The sequence below is a fragment of the Ruegeria sp. BJ6 genome, assembly GCF_056537885.1.
The window spans coordinates 416,776-433,991 of record NZ_JBQFSG010000002.1; the positions used below are offsets into that span (position 1 = coordinate 416,776).

The 17,216-nt window shown below is 57.7% G+C and carries 17 protein-coding genes and 1 tRNA gene; 7 read left to right on the top strand and 11 right to left on the bottom strand.

Annotated elements, in window-relative coordinates; translation table 11 throughout:
* Positions 1–51: 51 nt before the first annotated feature.
* From ACR0D6_RS07330 to scpB, 4 genes are read left to right on the top strand one after another with little or no spacing between them, the layout of a single operon-like run.
* On the top strand, positions 52–1,107 hold the full coding sequence (locus ACR0D6_RS07330) for an SPOR domain-containing protein (protein WP_480765014.1): 1,056 nt from the start codon (positions 52–54) through the stop codon (positions 1,105–1,107).
* Positions 1,104–2,111 (top strand): beta-N-acetylhexosaminidase, encoded by a 1,008-nt coding sequence (gene nagZ, locus ACR0D6_RS07335; RefSeq protein ID WP_480765015.1) that lies wholly within the window; start codon positions 1,104–1,106, stop codon positions 2,109–2,111. Before ACR0D6_RS07330 ends, nagZ begins: the two co-directional genes overlap by 4 nt.
* Positions 2,101–2,895, top strand: a complete 795-nt coding sequence (locus tag ACR0D6_RS07340) for a segregation and condensation protein A (protein WP_170652088.1) — start codon at positions 2,101–2,103, stop codon at positions 2,893–2,895. The genes nagZ and ACR0D6_RS07340 overlap by 11 nt, the downstream gene beginning before the upstream one ends.
* On the top strand, positions 2,888–3,547 hold the full coding sequence (gene scpB, locus ACR0D6_RS07345; RefSeq protein ID WP_480449822.1) for an SMC-Scp complex subunit ScpB: 660 nt from the start codon (positions 2,888–2,890) through the stop codon (positions 3,545–3,547). Before ACR0D6_RS07340 ends, scpB begins: the two co-directional genes overlap by 8 nt.
* Before the next feature lie 292 nt (positions 3,548–3,839).
* Here scpB and ACR0D6_RS07350 read toward each other — a convergent pair whose 3' ends face one another.
* The 8 genes from ACR0D6_RS07350 to ACR0D6_RS07385 form a co-directional block, all read right to left on the bottom strand.
* On the bottom strand, positions 3,840–4,919 hold the full coding sequence (locus tag ACR0D6_RS07350; protein WP_480449821.1) for a 2'-deoxycytidine 5'-triphosphate deaminase: 1,080 nt from the start codon (positions 4,917–4,919) through the stop codon (positions 3,840–3,842).
* 58 nt (positions 4,920–4,977) lie between these two features.
* Positions 4,978–5,054 (bottom strand) — tRNA-Pro (locus ACR0D6_RS07355).
* Between the two features lie 61 nt (positions 5,055–5,115).
* Positions 5,116–5,724: a MerR family transcriptional regulator gene (locus ACR0D6_RS07360; RefSeq protein WP_480765016.1), complete on the bottom strand. Its 609-nt coding sequence runs from the start codon at positions 5,722–5,724 to the stop codon at positions 5,116–5,118.
* A gap of 18 nt (positions 5,725–5,742) precedes the next feature.
* A complete protein-coding gene (gene ihfA / locus ACR0D6_RS07365) occupies positions 5,743–6,045 on the bottom strand; it encodes an integration host factor subunit alpha (protein WP_170564321.1) in 303 nt (100 codons plus the stop codon).
* A gap of 96 nt (positions 6,046–6,141) precedes the next feature.
* Positions 6,142–7,113 carry a beta-ketoacyl-ACP synthase III gene (locus tag ACR0D6_RS07370; RefSeq protein ID WP_480765017.1) on the bottom strand — a complete coding sequence of 324 codons (972 nt, stop codon included), beginning with the start codon at positions 7,111–7,113 and terminating at the stop codon, positions 6,142–6,144.
* A 20-nt stretch (positions 7,114–7,133) separates the two neighbouring features.
* The gene (plsX, locus tag ACR0D6_RS07375; RefSeq protein WP_480765018.1) at positions 7,134–8,222 is read right to left on the bottom strand and encodes a phosphate acyltransferase PlsX; all 1,089 of its coding nucleotides are present in this window, start codon (positions 8,220–8,222) and stop codon (positions 7,134–7,136) included.
* 24 nt (positions 8,223–8,246) lie between these two features.
* Positions 8,247–8,453, bottom strand: coding sequence for a 50S ribosomal protein L32 (rpmF, locus tag ACR0D6_RS07380; RefSeq protein WP_037316137.1), 207 nt, complete (start codon positions 8,451–8,453; stop codon positions 8,247–8,249).
* A gap of 207 nt (positions 8,454–8,660) precedes the next feature.
* Positions 8,661–9,197, bottom strand: coding sequence for a YceD family protein (locus ACR0D6_RS07385; protein ID WP_480765019.1), 537 nt, complete (start codon positions 9,195–9,197; stop codon positions 8,661–8,663).
* Between the two features lie 83 nt (positions 9,198–9,280).
* Here ACR0D6_RS07385 and ACR0D6_RS07390 point away from each other — a divergent pair, with 83 nt between their 5' ends.
* From ACR0D6_RS07390 to ACR0D6_RS07400, 3 genes are all read left to right on the top strand, one after another.
* Positions 9,281–9,751, top strand: a complete 471-nt coding sequence (locus ACR0D6_RS07390) for an outer membrane protein assembly factor BamE (protein ID WP_480765020.1) — start codon at positions 9,281–9,283, stop codon at positions 9,749–9,751.
* 74 nt (positions 9,752–9,825) lie between these two features.
* On the top strand, positions 9,826–10,587 hold the full coding sequence (locus ACR0D6_RS07395; protein ID WP_170652104.1) for a GNAT family N-acetyltransferase: 762 nt from the start codon (positions 9,826–9,828) through the stop codon (positions 10,585–10,587).
* Positions 10,588–10,656: 69 nt separating this feature from the next.
* On the top strand, positions 10,657–12,471 hold the full coding sequence (locus tag ACR0D6_RS07400) for an ABC-F family ATP-binding cassette domain-containing protein (protein WP_480765021.1): 1,815 nt from the start codon (positions 10,657–10,659) through the stop codon (positions 12,469–12,471).
* Positions 12,472–12,620: 149 nt separating this feature from the next.
* On the opposite strand, the gene ACR0D6_RS07405 is transcribed toward ACR0D6_RS07400, so the two are convergent.
* The 3 genes from ACR0D6_RS07405 to ACR0D6_RS07415 all read right to left on the bottom strand — a co-directional run bounded on the left by ACR0D6_RS07405 (position 12,621) and on the right by ACR0D6_RS07415 (position 17,084).
* A complete protein-coding gene (locus tag ACR0D6_RS07405; RefSeq protein WP_480765022.1) occupies positions 12,621–13,376 on the bottom strand; it encodes an SDR family NAD(P)-dependent oxidoreductase in 756 nt (251 codons plus the stop codon).
* 207 nt (positions 13,377–13,583) lie between these two features.
* On the bottom strand, positions 13,584–15,125 hold the full coding sequence (locus ACR0D6_RS07410) for a DUF1963 domain-containing protein (protein WP_480765023.1): 1,542 nt from the start codon (positions 15,123–15,125) through the stop codon (positions 13,584–13,586).
* A gap of 225 nt (positions 15,126–15,350) precedes the next feature.
* Positions 15,351–17,084 carry a hypothetical protein gene (locus ACR0D6_RS07415; protein WP_480765024.1) on the bottom strand — a complete coding sequence of 578 codons (1,734 nt, stop codon included), beginning with the start codon at positions 17,082–17,084 and terminating at the stop codon, positions 15,351–15,353.
* Positions 17,085–17,216 lie beyond the last annotated feature (132 nt).

Genomic DNA, 17,216 nt, shown 5'->3' on the forward strand with positions numbered 1-17,216 from the left:
GAAATGACCCGCGCGCCAATTGTTTAGGCGCAATCGGGCAGTGAGGCGGATATGGCGAGTTATAATTACTCGGGGCACACAGGCCCCGGGGATACGCATTACCAGAATCAGATGCATCCACAGGATGCCTATGAGTTTCAGAACGATCCTGAAGGATATGACGACCTGCCGCCACGCAGTGCGGGCGGATTCGGTCGAATAGTCAATGTTCTGGGTGCGGCGGCTTCGCTTGCATTGGTCGCCGGTATCGGCGTCTGGGGTTTTAAACTGGTGATGCGCGATGTCAGCGGAGTGCCGGTGGTGCGGGCCGTAGAAGGGCCGATGCGTATTCAACCGGAAAGTCCCGGTGGAACGCCCGCCGACCATCAGGGACTGGCCGTAAACGCCGTTGCCGCCAAGGGCACTGCTGCACCGCCAGCCGATCGCCTGATTCTGGCGCCAAAGCCCGTGTCACTGACCGACGAAGACACGCCGATGTCCGCGCTGAAGCCCACAAAGGCTGTGCACGTGGTCGAAGAAGAAATCTCGAACCAGGAAGCAGCGGATTTACGGCAAAATGCGGTTGATGCGCTGGTTGCAGAGTTGGCGGGTGAGAGCATTGCGGACAGGGGTGAACAGGCTGAAGGCGTGCAACTGGCCTCACTTACCACGCCCGAAGAAGAACCGGCGATCGATCCCGCCGACCTGATGGCGCAATTGCCTGACCCGGCCTTGCTTGAGGCACCCGGTGTCCGGCGTTCGCTGCGCCCAATTGATCGGCCCGCTCGTGCAACGCCGGTCAAGGTTTCCGAAGATGCAATCAATGCGGCGGTGAAAGCTGCTGCCGGACTTGATGTCGATCCGGATACACTGCCTGTTGGGACAAGGCTGGCGCAGCTTGGCGCCTTTGAAAGTGCCGAAGTTGCTCAGGCTGAATGGAGCCGGATCAATGGTCAGTTTGGCGAATATCTGGATGGTAAGCAAAGGGTTATCCAAAAAACCTCAAGCGGCGGACGTACGTTTTTTCGCCTGCGCGCCCTTGGGTTCGAAGACCTGAGCGACTCGCGCCAGTTTTGTGCCGCTCTGGTGGCGCGCGGGGCTGATTGCATCCCGGTAACTGTCCGGTGAAGTTCGGCGCGGTCATCACTGACGCAGCAGGATTGCGGCTGACATCCGAGGAAAAGGCGCTGTTTCGCGATATGAACCCGTTCGGGTTCATTCTTTTTGCGCGCAATGTTGAATCCGCGGATCAGGTGAGCGCTTTATGTGATGACTTCCGCGAGGCCGTCGGGCGCGATTGCCCGATCACCATCGATCAGGAAGGCGGGCGCGTGCAGCGTCTGCGTGCGCCGCTTGCCCGGAACTGGCTGCCTCCGCTGGATCATGTGGATCGGGCGTGGGAGAACGCCGAACGATCCATGTACCTGCGCTATCGGCTGATTGCGCATGAGCTGCATGCTTTGGGGATCGACAGCAATTGCGCGCCAATGGTTGATGTCGCTCAAGAGGGAACGCATCCGTTCCTCCTCAACCGTTGTTATGGCCGCGACACCGAGACGGTTGGACGGGTTGGCCGGTCCGTGGCACAGGGGCTTCTGGATGGCGGCGTGTTGCCGGTAATAAAGCATATGCCGGGACATGGACGTTCGACGCTTGATACACATTTTGACCTTCCGCATGTTGATTTGCCTCTGTCCGAGCTGGAGCAAAGCGATTTTGCAGCTTTCCGTGCGCTGAACGACCTGCCGATGGGGATGAGTGCGCATTTGGTCTTTGATCAGATTGACAGTTTGCCCGCGACAATCTCGGCCGTGATGATGACAGTGATCCGGGAAAACATCGGCTTTGATGGTTTGATCATGACCGATGACATTTCAATGAAAGCGTTGAGCGGCACAGCCAGCGAACTTTCACGGAAAGCACTGGATGCCGGTTGCGATGTGGCTCTGCATTGCAACGGCTCATTTGCTGATCGAAAAGAGGTCCTGGAGGTTGCCGGTGAGATGACAGACGTTGCACAACAACGTGCCGAGCGTGCACTGGCCATGCGGAAAGCGCCGCAGGAACTTGACATCAACGCCGCCGAAGCGGAACTATCCCGCCTGATGGGCGGGCAGGTGTATGACGGATAACCTTTTCAGCGAAGATCCCATTTCGGTCGCTGATCGCCTTGCGGCTGAGGCGCTGATTGTCGATGTGGATGGTTTTGAAGGTCCACTTGATGTTCTGTTGACTTTGTCCCGGACACAAAAGGTCGATCTACGCAAAATCTCGGTTCTGGCTTTGGCCCAGCAATATCTGGCTTTTGTTGAAAAGGCGCGGGCGTTGCGGATCGAACTGGCCGCCGACTATCTGGTGATGGCGGCCTGGCTGGCATTCCTGAAATCCCGTTTGTTGCTACCGCCTGATCCCGATGAAGAAGGACCAACAGGTGAAGAACTGGCCGCGCACCTGGCGTTTCAGCTTGAGCGTCTGCAGGCGATGCGTGATGCCGCTGCACGGTTGATGGCGCGTGACCAGTTGGGGCGTGATTTCTTCAAACGGGGACAGGCCGAGGATGTCACCCGCATCAGAACCGTTACCTATTCGGCCACGCTGCTGGATCTTATGCAGGGCTATGCGCGCATCCGCACACGTGACGAATTCCGCCCCTTTGTGATGGACCGCGACTCGGTGTTCACGATGGAGCAGGCACTGGACCGGATGCGGCCGCTGATCGGGTTTGCCGGGACGTGGACCGACATGGAAAGCTATCTTCCGGATGGCTGGCATGCCGACCCCATGCGGCGGCGCTCGGCCACGGCTGCAACTTTTGCCGCCTCGCTGGAACTGGTAAAAGAGGGACACATGGAGATCAGGCAGAGCGATACCTTTGCGCCGATCCATTTGCGCAAGAGGACCGAAAAACGTGACTGACGCCACCCAAGACGACGGCACCGGCACTCTGTTCGAGGCGCCACCTCTGGCCGAACAGGAACGAATGGTCGAGGCAGTCCTGTTTGCCAGTGCAGAACCCGTGAGTGTTGCCGACCTCGAAGCGCGTATGCCGCATGGCAGCGATGCCGGGCAAGCGCTTGAATTGCTAAGGAAACGGTACGAGGGGCGCGGCGTTCGCGTTGTTCAGGTCGGTGAGGCTTGGGCCATTCGGACCGCCCCTGATCTGGGGTTTCTGATGCAGAAGGAAACCGTCGAAACCCGCAAGCTAAGCCGTGCGGCCATCGAAACGTTGGCCATTGTGTCCTACCATCAGCCCTGCACGCGCGCCGAGATCGAGGAAATCCGCGGTGTTTCGGTTTCGCGCGGCACAATCGACCAGTTGTTGGAAATGGAGTGGATACGCCTTGGCCGCCGCCGCATGACGCCGGGCCGCCCGGTGACCTTTGTCGTGACACCACAGTTTCTGGATCATTTCGGTCTGGAAAGCGCGCGCGACTTGCCGGGGCTCAAGGAACTGCGCGCAGCTGGTCTGCTGGAAAACCGCCCACCGCCGGGCGCGATGCCATTGGCCGAGGGGCGTGACGAAGGCGAAGACAGTGATGATCAATCGGAACTTTTTGAAGAAGAGTGATCGGTGACGCCTTATTATTTCCTTTTCCATCGTCCATATGATTGTGAGCAACCTGGAGGCTGAAATGAACGCAAACCGGATCATCGACATGATCGTACGTCAGGTCATGCGCCGACTTGTGACTCGGGGTGTCGACAAAGGATTTGAAGTCGCAGGCCGCATGTCACAAAAAAACGATGGTAGCCAAAGCAACAAAAAGCCTGTGGCGACGTCAGGCCAACAGAAAAACACCCGGCAAGCACAGCGGGTGGCCCGCCAAATGCGCCGATTTATTCGGTTTTAATTCAGCGGGTTACGAAGGCACTCTGAAGTGTTTGGACAGTTTCAGCCCCTGTCCCTGATAATTCGAGGCAATGCCCGCACCGTATAGCTGTGTCGGCATTTCCGCCATTCTTTCATAGACCAGCCGGCCTACGACCTGTCCGTGTTCAAGGACAAACGGCGCTTCGTGGCACCGCACTTCCAGAACGCCACGCGATCCGGCACCACCAGCGGCGGCGTGGCCGAAACCGGGATCAAAAAAACCTGCGTAGTGAACACGAAACTCACCTACCATGGCCAGATAGGGGGCCATCTCGGCTGCATACATGGGTGGAATGTGCACGGCCTCTCGGCTGACAAGAATGTAAAATGCACCGGGGTCCAGAATGATGCGCCCGTCGCGGGTTCGCACTTCTTCCCAGTATTCCTGTGGATCGTAGGCACCAATGCGATCCAGATCGATCACCCCGGTATGCGGCTTGGCGCGATATCCGACCAAATCGGTATTGGGAAGGCGCAGATCGACAGAAAAGCCCAGCCCGTCCTGAATGACCGCCGGCCCGTCAACCAAGGGCATTTCCTGATGCAGAGCGGACAGTTCAGAATCGCTCAGCACAGCTTGTCCCTGACGAAAGCGAATCTGGTTCAGACGCATTCCGGGGCGCACCAGAACTGAGAAGGATCTTGGACAAATCTCGGCATATAGCGGGCCGGAATATCCTGCAGGAATGCGATCGAACTCGGCCCCGCCATCGGTGATTGTCCTTGTCAGCAGGTCCAGTCTGCCGGTCGAACTTTTTGCGTTTGCCACTGCGCTTGTGTCCTGGGGCAGCGCCAGCGATTCCATCAACGGAACCAGATAGACGCAGCCTTTTTCCAGTACAGCGCCATCGCTTATGTCGATCCGATGCATCTCGAACTCGGAAAGCCGGTCGGATACGGAACGCCCTTCACCCGCCAGAAATGAGGCGCGCACACGGTAAGCTACTGTTCCAAGGCGTAAATCCAAGCTGGCAGGTTGGACCTGCGCGTCAAGTATATCGGGGCTCGCGGTGATCTCACCACGCTCAATCATCGCTTCGATCTGCTGGTTCGGACACACGCCTGTCATTCTGATCCCCCTCCGCGCCAGAGGATCTGGCCTGTCTTCCGGATACGTCGGTGTGATTTGGTCGGGCTAGCAGGACTCGAACCTGCGACCTTCCGTCCCCCAGACGGACGCGCTACCAGGCTGCGCCATAGCCCGACGTTGGGCTGTTCATAAAGGTTTTCCCGGCAGGGGCAAGAGGAAAACATTGCCTTTTTTCTTATCCCGCCGGTCGATTTTCGACCCGGTTCAACCAAGCCCGCAAGTCCTTGGCGATCGGCTCGATTTTTCGCAGAACCTCGTCGTCGAAATCCGTTGTTTGCCATGCTTGTGAAGCGATTCCGCCAAACAGTGGGGCGGTGCTAATCTCTTCCAGCTCGGGCGTTTCCTCGGCCGGATGATCATTTGATTCACTCGCAGCGCCTGTGCCGTTCGCTTTCTGTGCGGGTGGTACATGCAAATCCATGTCGAACTGCCCGCTGTCAGCAGATACAGGTTTGGGCGAGAAGGGTACCACCGTCTCGTCCACCACCGGCTGGACGGCAGAGGTTTCATCAAGGCCTTGGGACAGGGACGATACGTGACCGACGCCTTGTTCGCGCAGAATACGCTGCACGCCTTTTATGGTTATGCCGTCGTCGTGCAGCAGCTTTTTAATGCCACCCAGCAGGCGCATGTCATTTGGGCGGTAATAACGGCGTCCGCCCGCGCGTTTGACTGGTTTTACCTGGCTGAATCGGCTTTCCCAGAATCGCAGGACATGGGCCTGAACACCGAGCCAATCCGCAACTTCACTAATTGTGCGAAACGCGTCGGGGGACTTGCTCATATCCGCGCGACCTCAGACTTACTTGCGATTCCCAGCGGCAACACGATCCTTCATCAGATGCGAAGGACGGAAGGTCAGCACGCGACGCGGCTGAATGGGAACCTCTTCTCCGGTTTTGGGGTTGCGGCCGATACGGGCTGTTTTGTCCCGAACGCTGAACGTACCGAAAGAAGATATCTTTACCTGCTCGCCGCGCACCAAGGCGTCGGACATGTGGTTCAGAACGCTTTCGACCAGTTGCGCGCTTTCATTGCGTGACAGACCAACCTCACGAAAGACGGCCTCGCTCAGATCCATTCGGGTCAGTGTTTTTTCGCCCATACCATTTCCCCTGTTGATATCAGAGCATAGGGTGAGGGGAAATTCACTGTCAATATCAATGAATTGCAGTCGCCTCTGTAAGCTGGAATGCGCCAGTTACCAGCGCAGGACAACCGCGCCCCAGGCGAGGCCACCACCAATTGCCTCGGTTACGATCAAATCGCCGTCTTTGATCTGACCACGCTGCTTGCCCACCGACAGGGCGAGTGGAATCGATGCCGCCGAGGTATTGCCGTGATCCTGAACCGTCACGACAACCTGTTCCATCGGCAGGCCCATTTTCTTTGCTGTGCCCTGAATAATGCGGATATTGGCCTGATGCGGTACGATCCAATTCACGTCCGATGCGCCCAGCCCGGCCTTATCCAGCGCGGTTTCGGCCGTTTTGGTCAGTTTTTCTACGGCGTGACGGAATACCTGATTGCCTTGCATACGCAGATGCCCCGTTGACTGGGTCGAGACACCGCCGTCAACGTACAACAAATCCTTGTATCGCCCATCCGAGTTCAGATCAGTGGACAGGATACCGCGATCTTCCGAGGTACCATTGCCCTCCTGCGCTTCGAGAATCAGCGCACCTGCGCCATCGCCGAACAGAACGCAGGTTGAACGGTCGGTCCAATCCATGATCCTGGAAAAGGTTTCAGCGCCAATCACCAGTACTCGATTAGCCTGACCAGACAGAATCAGCGCGTTTGCATTGCTCAGCGCATAGACGAATCCGGCACACACGGCCTGAACGTCAAAAGCAAAGCCCTTGGTCATGCCCAGTTGCGCCTGAACCATCGTCGCTGCCGAAGGAAAGGTCAGATCGGCAGTCGATGTCGCCAGCACGATTGCATCGATGTCATCGGCTGTCAGGCCCGCATCCTCAAGTGCCGCCTCGGCGGCTTTGGTGGCCAGATCTGATGTTGTTTCATCATCGGCCGCAAAATGGCGGCGTTCGATTCCCGAACGCGAGCGTATCCATTCATCGGATGTTTCGAGTGTTGCCTCGAATTCGGCATTTGGGACTATGCGCTTTGGCAAATAATGTCCAACACCTACAACGACTGAGCGGCCTGCCATTTTTGGTACTGCCTTTATTGTTATTTTTCGGTCTGCGACGCAGCTTGCGCGGCATCTTGGGCAAGCTCGGTCGTGGATGCAACCCGTGCGGCCAATTTTTCGGCAAAGCCGGACTGCGCCAGCGTGAACGCAAGCTTGACCGCAGCACTGACGCCCGTCTCGTCGGCACCGCCGTGGGATTTGACCACTGTTCCGTTGAGGCCAAGGAAAACACCGCCGTTCACACGGCGGGGGTCAATGCGTTTTCTGAGCCGCTGCAACGAGGTAATCGCCAGCACAGATGCCAGGCGGGAAAGCGGAGAGTATTTGAAGGCCTGACGCAGCAGATCGCCAATCAGACTGGCAGTCCCTTCACCGGTTTTGATTGCCACGTTTCCGGTAAAACCGTCGGTCACAATCACGTCAGCCTTGTCGCCGGGGATGTCACTGCCTTCCACAAAGCCCACAAACTCGAAATTTGCTGTGTTTGCAAATTCCGCGATCATGCCGTGTGCTTCCTTAAGCTCGGCGCGGCCCTTGTGTTCTTCCGTGCCGACATTCAGCAGGCCGATCCGAGGTCTTGCAAGCGCCAGACCATTGCGCGCGTAGGATGCTCCCATCAGCGCGAATTGCAGAAGATCCTTGGCATCGGCGCGTACGTCGGCGCCGACATCAAGCATGACGTTGAAGCCCTGCGGATTTCGGGACGGCCAGAGAATGGCAATAGCAGGCCGGTTCACGCCCGGCAGTTTGCGAAGGCGCATCATCGACAATGCCATCAGCGCGCCGGTATTGCCGCAGGATACAGCACCGTGGGCCTCACCCGCGCGCACTGATTCCAGTGCCGACCACATAGAGGTCTCTTTGCCGTTGCGAACCACCTGGCTGGGCTTGTCCTCCATCGTGACGACGTCCGGAGAATCGCGAAAAACGACGCGTCCATCCAGGACACGCCGTTTTGCTACAAGCTTGCGAAGCACATCTTCCTTGCCGTGAAGAATGAATCCGATTTCCGGGTTCTTCTTCGCGGATTGCGCAATGCCAGCCACAACGACCGAGGGACCCGCGTCCCCGCCCATGGCGTCAACCGAGATGACAATCTGTCCGGTCTGATCGGGCTGTGCCGTCATGCCGTGGCCTGCGCTCGAATGGGCTTAGGCCGCGTCTTCGTCCAGGTCGATTTCGTCGGCCTGTGCGACGACTTCGCGATCATCATAGTGGCCGCAGGACGCGCATACGTGATGCGGGCGCTTCAGCTCACCGCAGTTCGCACACTCGTTCGGGTTTGCAGCAACCAGAGCGTCGTGCGCGCGGCGGTTGTTGCGGCGCGACTTGGAAACTTTGTTCTGTTGGACAGCCATTGTCTCAACCTTTGTCTGACTGGGGCCTGCGGATTCGCCGCCGGGCCGGGTTACATTCTTCGTTTTTCTCGTGGCGTGACGCGCGTTTAGGGCACCGCCCACGCTATGTCCAACCTAAAATCCGATGAGCGCGCGAAAATACTGCGATTCTCGACAGGTTCAAGAGATTTTTCTGAACGCGTGCTATGACAGGAAATCAGGCCTCTGTCACTCGTCTTTTTTCAGGGTATCGCGCAATCCCGCCAACCCGGCGAAGGGTTTGGTTTCCTCATCCGTCATCGGCTGTTTTCCGGGTTCGGTATAGATCGCCTGGCCCAGATCCGCGCCGTCCTTGCGCGGGTACTGTGGCAGAGCCAGTGACAGAGCTTCGGCCAAGACCGCTCCGGGATCGATTTCCGGACCCAGGGCTTCGGTTTCCTCATCTTCCGGCATTTCCACCTCGGCCTCGTCCGGCTCGGTCCATTTCGCGAGGTAGACCCTGCGAACCTGTGTGTCGATGCGGGTGGTGACCGGTTCCAGCGTGACGACACAGGGCTGAATCACCGTCGCGCCCAACCTGCCGGTCAGAACCCAGTCCTGTTTACCCTGTCCGGTGACCTCGCCGACAAAGCTGACCTTTCGTAAGCCCAGCAGATCGAGTTCTTGCCTAAGCGTGTTCAATTGATCAGTATTTGGGCGCAAATCAAAGGTGGTCGGCGTGTTTTGGGGCAGATCGGCCACCCGGAACGCGGAACTGAGTGTCATGCGGGGTCTTTCGTGTGTTGAACCAAAGCGGCGGTTTCTATAATCGGATAGAAGCCGATTGGCGGCAACGCAAGAGGATGCAGATGTTGAAGATCGAAGACAAGTTGAAACCGGCGGTCAGAATCATTGCGTTCGGCACATGTCTTGCGGCTGCGGCGGCCTGCACTCCGATCTACAGAAACCACGGATATGTTCCGTCATCGGAAGAACTGGCCGAAGTGAAGGTTGGTGTGGATACCCGCGACAGCGTGATCGAAACGATCGGAGCGCCGAGTTCTTCGGGTGTCCTGAAGGATTCGGGATATTATTATGTCGCATCCCGGATGCGCCACTATGGCCCGAAAGAGCCTCAGGTTGTCTCGCGTGAGCTTGTGGCAATCAGCTTTGACCAGCGCGGGGTGGTCCGCAATGTCGAGCGCTATGGGCTGGAAGACGGAATCGTCGTGCCGCTTGAGCGTCGTGTGACCAGCTCCAGCGTTCAGGACAAGACGTTCCTGCGTCAGCTTCTGGGCAACATCGGTACGTTTAACCCGGCGACGGTCACCGGCAACTGATACCGCATTCTCTCACGGCTCGTCACACGCTGGTCACATCTTGTATGCTAGGCGTGCGGTCACTAGGGTACCGGATGCAATCTGCGGAGGATCAGACCTTGGCAGGAACAGTGTTGCTAAAAAAGGGTCGGTATCGCGCCCGAGTGGCGCATACTGCAAAGGATGTAGAGGCAGCTCAGGCGCTGCGTACATTGGCCTTCGGAACACCTGATACTGATCGGGACGGGTTCGATGATCTGTGCGCACATGTGCTTGTCGAAGATTTGCAGCAGGGGCGGCCGGTGTGCTGTTTCCGGATGCTGACCCTGACGGATGGCGGCGACATTCAGCGCAGCTATTCCGCGCAGTATTATGACCTGTCGGCAATGGCGGATTACCAAGGCCCCATGGTCGAGATGGGGCGTTTCTGCATTCATCCGGAATGGAAGGACCCTGACATCCTGCGTGTCGCCTGGGGGGCAATGACGGCTTATGTGGATCGCAACGGGATCAGGATGCTGTTTGGCTGCTCTTCATTTGCCGGGACAGAGACCGGTGAATATCTGGATGCCTTTGCCGTGCTCAAAGACCGGCATTTGGGGCCAAAGCAGTGGTTGCCGCGGGTGAAGGCGCCGGACGTTTTCCGTTTTGCGGCGCGCTTGCGCCGTCGGCCGGACATGAAAAAGGCGATGTTGCGGATGCCGCCATTGCTGCGGACCTATCTGTTGATGGGGGGCTGGGTCAGCGACCATGCGGTTGTGGACCGTCACATGAACACGCTTCACGTGTTCACCGGGCTTGAAATCGGGGCAATCCCCCCGGAACGCAAGCGTTTGCTGCGTTCAGTGGTCGGGTAGAGCCCGTATTTGGAACGAGAAGAAGATCAGGGCGTTGACGCTTCGTCCCAGCCGGTTTAGCTGGCGGGCATGGCTCGAATTCCTTTGCTACAGATGTCCGGCATTTCCCTGACTTTCGGGGGTGATCCGGTGTTTTCCGAACTTGAACTGGTGGTCCAGCCCGGTGACCGGGTGGCGCTGGTTGGGCGAAACGGATCAGGAAAATCCACGCTGATGAAGGTTATGGCCGGATTGGTCGAACCTGATAAGGGCGATATTGTCATTCCGCCGGGCAAATCAGTGGGATACATGGAGCAGGACCCCGGAATGGAGGGGTTTGCGACGCTGGGCGACTACGCCTCCAGCGGTCTGGAGCCGGGCGAGCTTTACAAGGTTGAACGCGCTGGAGAAGGGTTGAAGTTTGACCCTTCGCGCGCGGTCGGGACAGCTTCGGGCGGAGAACGGCGTCGCGCGGCATTGGCCAAGCTGATGGCCGAAGCGCCCGATCTGATGCTGCTGGACGAACCCACCAACCACCTTGATATCGAAGCGATTTCGTGGCTGGAAAGGGAATTGGGCGCCACCCGGGCGGCCTTTGTTCTGATCTCACACGACCGGGCCTTTCTGCGGGCGCTGACCCGTGCGACCTTGTGGATCGACCGAGGTGTGGTGCGTAGGCAGGAGAAGGGCTTTGAGGCCTTTGAAGCGTGGCGTGACAAGGTTTGGGAAGACGAGGATATGCAGCGGCACAAGCTGGATCGTCTGATCAAATCCGAGGGGCGATGGGCAGTTGAGGGCATCAGTGCGCGGCGCAAGCGAAATCAAGGGCGGGTTCGGGCATTGCAGGCGCTGCGGGCCGAGAGGGCCTCGCAGATAAAACGGCAGGGTTCTGCCGCCATGTCATTGGAATCCGGCCCGAAATCCGGCCGAAAGGTGATCGAGGCGAAAGGACTGGCCAAGAGTTTCGATGGCAAACAGATTGTTCGGAACTTTGACCTGCTGGTGCAGCGTGGCGACCGTGTGGCGTTTGTCGGGCCCAACGGAGTGGGTAAGACGACGCTGTTGAAAATGCTTCTGGGTGAGGTGGCGCCGGATGAGGGTTCGGTGGCGCTTGGAACGAACCTTGAGACGGTGGTGTTCGATCAGGCGCGCGCGCAGTTGGACCCCGAGATGAGCCTTTGGGACAGTCTGACCGGTGATCCCACGATGCGGGTGTCAGGCAAGGCCGATCAGGTTATGGTGCGCGGCCAACCCAAGCATGTCGTTGGTTATCTTAAGGAATTCCTGTTTGATGAGCGGCAGGCGCGGGCACCGGTGCGGTCTCTTTCAGGGGGTGAAAAGGCGCGTTTGCTGTTGGCAAAACTGATGGCGCGCAGTTCGAACCTGCTGGTTCTGGATGAACCGACGAACGATCTGGATGTCGAGACGCTGGACCTGTTGCAGGAATTGCTGGACGACTATGACGGTAGTGTTCTGCTGGTCAGCCACGACCGGGACTTTCTGGACCGCGTGGCAACGACAACTATCGCCATGGAAGGCAACGGGCGCGCTACGGTTTATGCGGGCGGATGGTCCGACTACATTGCGCAGCGCGGCGACGAGACCGTTAAAAAAGACGAAAAAACAAAGCAGTCAAAGCCGAAGATAAAGCAGGAGGCGAAGCCGAAAACCGGCTTGTCCTTTTCGGAAAAGCACCGGCTGGAAAAGTTGCCTGCCGAGATTGCACGACTGGAGGCCGAGATCGGTAAACTCGAAGAGCTGATGTCTGATCCTGAATTGTTCACCCGAGAGCCGGTCAAGTTTCAGAAGGCGACCGACGCGTTGGTAGAACGGCAGGAAAAACTGGCCGCCGCGGAAGAGGAGTGGCTGACGCTGGAAGAGAAGGCTGAGGCCGAAAAGTTATGATTTGTACATCCCGAACGGGGGTGTTTGTCTGGTTTGTACAAAACCTCGGACCCTTTGGGCGCGACGTGTAACTGTCCAAAGCGCGGATCGGAGCCACCTCGACCGGCTGCCATCTGTGGTCACGATGCCAGCCGGAACAGGTGGTGGAATTACCGCATCCGCAATGCGCCGTCGATGCGGATGACCTCGCCGTTCAGGTATCCCATTTCGACGATGAACCCGGCCAGACGGCCGTATTCGCGCGGATCACCAAGGCGGGCGGGGTTCGGTACGTCGGCTGCCAGTTGTTGCTGAACCTCTTCGGGCAGACCGGCCAGCATCGGCGTCATGAAGATACCGGGCGCAATGGTCATCACCCGAATACCGCTTGAGGCCAGATCGCGGGACATCGGAAGGGTCATGCCGACGACACCGCCTTTGGAGGCAGCATAGGCGGCTTGTCCTTTTTGACCGTCGAAGGCGGCGATCGAAGCGGTGTTGATGATGACCCCACGCGCGCCGTCCGCTTCGGGCTGGTTCTTTGCCATTTCGACAGACGCAAGGCGCGAGACGTTGAAGGTGCCGACAAGGTTGATGTCGATCGTGCGCTGGAAGGCGTCCAGAGGGTGGGGGCCGTCCTTGCCGACAGTCTTGATGCCATAGGCGATCCCGGCGCAGTTCACGGTTGCGGTGATCTTGCCCATCTTTTCGCTAGCCAGCGCGATTGCGGCAGCAACCGAAGCTTCATCCGTCACGTCGGTTTGCGCGAAATGTCCGCCGATTTCCTTGGCAACCGCGGGGCCGCGTTCGGCATCACGGTCAAGGATTGTGACCTGTGCGCCGTTTTCGGCAAAGTAGCGGGCGGTGGCCTCACCCAGCCCCGAAGCGCCGCCGGTGATGATCGCGGCTGTGGTGGACAATTGCATGGCGGGTTCCTCTCCCATAATATGAACATGTGTTCAAATAATATATTGCCGGTGCGTATGTCCAGCCGTGTGAATAGAAAGCCATCTTCTGAGTGTTTGCTTTCCGCCAATATTGACGGATGGTCTCAACGCAAAAATGCGGCTTAACCTCCTCGCAAGGCTGCGCCATTGCCCCTGGCAGGGGTACTGAATCCTACACGGGCTGAACTAGCCGTGCCGGATGTCCCCCCAAGCCTTGTCCCAACGGCCATTGGCCAAGTCTGCAGGTGAAATGAACACGCCGAGACTAGAGACATCGCCCCACATCCAGCCCACAAGATCACTGCTGGGAACTTCCAACAGAAACACCGGGTCTGTAAGGCTTGAGGAAGAGAATCCGCCATCCAGATTGCCCCCCATCGTGAGATATTCGCTCGTCTGATCTGAGCGCCACACCGCCTCATAGAGGGTGCGAGTGGCTTCGGGAACGCTCCCCGGGTCACTGACCATTGCGTCTTTGACCAGCATCTCGAACGCCACCACAGCCTGGGAAGCGAACCAATAATCGTCAAACACCGGACGCGGCGCGCCCAACTTTTTTTGTCCGCCGCCTTCACCGGTGAATTCGCTGTCCTGGAACCTGATGTTGTCGAGCTCGGCCAAAAGGTCGTCCACTTCGGCCGGACCAAAAATCATGTCCGGCTCAGACGCCAGCCGTGCTGCGATAGATTCAAGCAGGCCTATGGCAGCCAGGCGCGAGTCCTTCACTTTCTGGGCAAGCGCCATGCGTGCAGGGGCTGCCGCTAAGGCCCCGCTGGTTTCGGGTTCCTTCAGCGCGCGTTCGCAATTCGAGATTGTGCTTTCCTGAGATTCTATCCCACGCGCCTGCGCTGCAATAAGAGCAGACACAAGAGCCCGTGCGCCAGATCGATTGAAGGGGCGGAATTCTGGCGATCTGGGATCATAGTCGTTATAGATCGCCGCCCGCGGTCGCTCAGCGGGCACACTGGGTTTCTGAGACTCATCCGTCCTGTCATTGGGCTGAACTTCCAGAGAAAAACGGGGTGGATGCGGTGCCACAGAAAGGCCAGCTCGGGTCAGTACCTTTCTCGCCCCGTCACCAGTGGTACCAAAGTAGAATGTACGATCAACTTCTGGCCAGGGGCGCGTGGCGACAGGGCCGCTGAAATGAAAGACCTGAAAATTTTTGTCGATGCCACCTTCGGTTGGAACGAAGAATGCCAGCCAGCCTTCGCGCGGACCGAGGCCACCCCATATGCCTGCCGGTAGTTCCTCCAACGCGATCTGGGCGATGAACCAACTTGGTGATCCATTGACCTGAGGCCAGCCCATGACCGAGGGCAGCATGGGCGCCCCTCCAATCCAGCTGCGTCCGCTGCCGGATTGCCCGGGCAGGAGCGGCACCAACTTAACCTGATCTGCATGGTAATCTACGGATCCCGCGCCTTCGAACTCGGGCGTTTGGTCCTGCAGCGCAGGTTCACCGGAGGAGGAGATAGGTGTGGACAGGGGATCGTTGCGGCTTGTCCCGGAGCGTGAGGTTGAGCGGCGGCGGTCCATCCCCATCAGCTTTGCCATGGGGTGATCTTTACGCGGTTTGAAGATGAACGACAGGATCACAAGCGGAATACTCTGCTGAATCAGTGTCCAGTTCACCGGATCCGATTTTGCTCCGATGACGATCATGATGATGCCTGCAATTCCGACAATGGGTGCGAGGTATTGGGCAATGTTAAATAATTGGCGCATTAACTCTGGCTGCTCTTCCAGTTGGCGTATATGTGATGTGTATTTATTGGCCGTTAGGCCGTTGTTTCTGCAGCAAAACAGACCTTCCAACGAGGTGCAACCAAAGTTCGCAAAGTCCGCTGGGCAGACGATTGCTTTAGCAGAAAAAGATGTTGAAATAGCAGCGATCACAGAGAGGAAGATCACCTGTCCGGCCTTGGACCTACACGTGGTGTGCAGAGCGTTTCAGGATTTGGCGGCCAATGTGTTTTCCGGGGCGGGCGTGTATTCCTCGCCACGCAGCAGGTTGCCGGTTTCTCCTTTGATATACCGTATCCAATCCCCGGAACCGACCCATCGGTTCCATTCAGGGGTATGGTCACGGGGTGTTTGTTCGCGCAGGGCTTCCACGTCAGCGGCCGGACCGCAATACGCGACCAGTGTTTTGTGCTGGTTTCTCCAGACGGCGCAATCCTTGTCAGGCCCGCGCGCATGTTGCAGGAAAACCTCGAGCCCTTGGATGTGGGCAACGTCGAAATACCACATCGAAAACACCAACCACAATTTGTCGTGCTGCGCGATAGCCGCGGATGCTGATCGGTAATATTGAGGCAGCATACCCGTGTCGTCCTCGACCCGGGCAGGGAGGACCCAGCGCCGGTTGCTGCTTTCATGTGGCAAAAGCCCGTGAATAGGGACCTCGTCACGGTCCATCCAGCCCGGGCGAAGCGTGCGGAGGATCGGTTGCGCCCCGTAATAGGCCCAGACCGGGTCGCCGGAGTCTTCGATTTTGTCAGCCAGTCGTGCAACGGCGCTGTCCCCGCGCAGAGAACCGAGGACAGAAAACAGAACTGCCGTAAGCACAAGCCCGGATATGATGGCATTTGCTGCCTTTGGGACCGACATTTTGCTGGCGATCCACTGAATGCTGCTTGTAAATCCGATGACCACAACGGGCACGACAAGAGGCGCTGCAAACAAGTGCTGGCGCACACCCGAAAATGGGAAGACCTGGGCGAGATTGAGTGCCAGCGTTAACAGCGGCGCAGCTATGGCGGCAGTGACCCAGAACGGCGATCTTTGCCAAAGGCTGGCGATGCCGGTGACATAGAAAATCAGGACAGGGATGGTGAAGGGCAAATAGTCCCTGAGCCAGGGGGACTCGAATTCAATCACATTTATCTCGACGAGTTTGAACAGGTAGGTTGAATACTCCAACGCGTTTCGAACCGATTGCGGGGAGAGCAAGTTGTTTATCTCAATGTATTTTTTTGCATCCCGCTCCGAATAGGCCGCCAGATCATTCACTGTGACGATACTGGTGTAGCCAAAGTAAAATACGGCGGAAATCAGGATCAGGACCGCGCCCACGGCCAGCGTGCCTGCCAAGTGCCTCCATACCTGCTGCGGGGAAGTCCGGTGAGTATTGAACTGAATGGTTTGGGCAGTCAGGGTGGCAATTCCAACCGACGCAATGATGATCGGCGTAACAAAGGCGAACAAGGCCGCGATTGTGCCGGCGGCAATCACGCCCATCCCGCTTTGCAATCCCGGTCGTCGGATATAGTGCAACGCAGCCGCAATCATCATGATGGTTGCGGAGAACTCGAACGCGTAGTGCTTGGAGTTTACCGCAAAGGTCAGAGCGGTGGGCGAACTGCCGATTACGGCAACAGACAGCATGGCCTCGGGCATGGTCACAAATCGACGAAGCAGAAAATAGAGCCACAACAGCGAGGCCGAGAAGACAAGGATGGTCAGCAGCCGGATCGCATGGACGCGTGCCATGTCTTCGGGACCGAACATCTTTGCAAGCCCATCCATGAGCACGCCGTGGCCAAGTGTCGTGGTCTGTTCGAAATAGGGAAGCGGTCTGAACACATCAGTCGGATGTTCAAGAGGGAAATTGGACAGAAGCATCGACTGGTCGTAGGCCGGATCAAAGCCCGTTGCGAGCAGGGTCAATCGCGCTGCTACCATGGCGAGAGTAATGCACAAAAGGAACGCGAGTTCCTTCCTTCTGGAAATTACCTGCCCCATCGTACTTGCTGAACCACCTAGTGATTATGGCTTGTAACTAAAATTCAATCGTCCTGATCCGTCAGGATTAAA

Excerpts from the sequence above, each read along its gene's own strand:
- ACR0D6_RS07395 (WP_170652104.1), top strand. The coding sequence starts at position 9,826 with ATGCAATCTGCGGAGGATCAGACCTTGGCAGGAACAGTGTTGCTAAAA.
- ACR0D6_RS07360 (WP_480765016.1), bottom strand. The coding sequence starts at position 5,724 with ATGAGCAAGTCCCCCGACGCGTTTCGCACAATTAGTGAAGTTGCGGAT.
- ACR0D6_RS07405 (WP_480765022.1), bottom strand. The coding sequence starts at position 13,376 with ATGCAATTGTCCACCACAGCCGCGATCATCACCGGCGGCGCTTCGGGG.
- ACR0D6_RS07340 (WP_170652088.1), top strand. The coding sequence starts at position 2,101 with ATGACGGATAACCTTTTCAGCGAAGATCCCATTTCGGTCGCTGATCGC.
- ACR0D6_RS07400 (WP_480765021.1), top strand. The coding sequence starts at position 10,657 with ATGGCTCGAATTCCTTTGCTACAGATGTCCGGCATTTCCCTGACTTTC.
- ihfA (WP_170564321.1), bottom strand. The coding sequence starts at position 6,045 with ATGGGCGAAAAAACACTGACCCGAATGGATCTGAGCGAGGCCGTCTTT.
- plsX (WP_480765018.1), bottom strand. The coding sequence starts at position 8,222 with ATGACGGCACAGCCCGATCAGACCGGACAGATTGTCATCTCGGTTGAC.
- ACR0D6_RS07410 (WP_480765023.1), bottom strand. The coding sequence starts at position 15,125 with ATGCGCCAATTATTTAACATTGCCCAATACCTCGCACCCATTGTCGGA.
- ACR0D6_RS07370 (WP_480765017.1), bottom strand. The coding sequence starts at position 7,113 with ATGGCAGGCCGCTCAGTCGTTGTAGGTGTTGGACATTATTTGCCAAAG.
- rpmF (WP_037316137.1), bottom strand. The coding sequence starts at position 8,453 with ATGGCTGTCCAACAGAACAAAGTTTCCAAGTCGCGCCGCAACAACCGC.
- ACR0D6_RS07390 (WP_480765020.1), top strand. The coding sequence starts at position 9,281 with ATGTTGAAGATCGAAGACAAGTTGAAACCGGCGGTCAGAATCATTGCG.
- ACR0D6_RS07330 (WP_480765014.1), top strand. The coding sequence starts at position 52 with ATGGCGAGTTATAATTACTCGGGGCACACAGGCCCCGGGGATACGCAT.
- ACR0D6_RS07350 (WP_480449821.1), bottom strand. The coding sequence starts at position 4,919 with ATGACAGGCGTGTGTCCGAACCAGCAGATCGAAGCGATGATTGAGCGT.
- ACR0D6_RS07385 (WP_480765019.1), bottom strand. The coding sequence starts at position 9,197 with ATGACACTCAGTTCCGCGTTCCGGGTGGCCGATCTGCCCCAAAACACG.
- ACR0D6_RS07415 (WP_480765024.1), bottom strand. The coding sequence starts at position 17,084 with ATGGTAGCAGCGCGATTGACCCTGCTCGCAACGGGCTTTGATCCGGCC.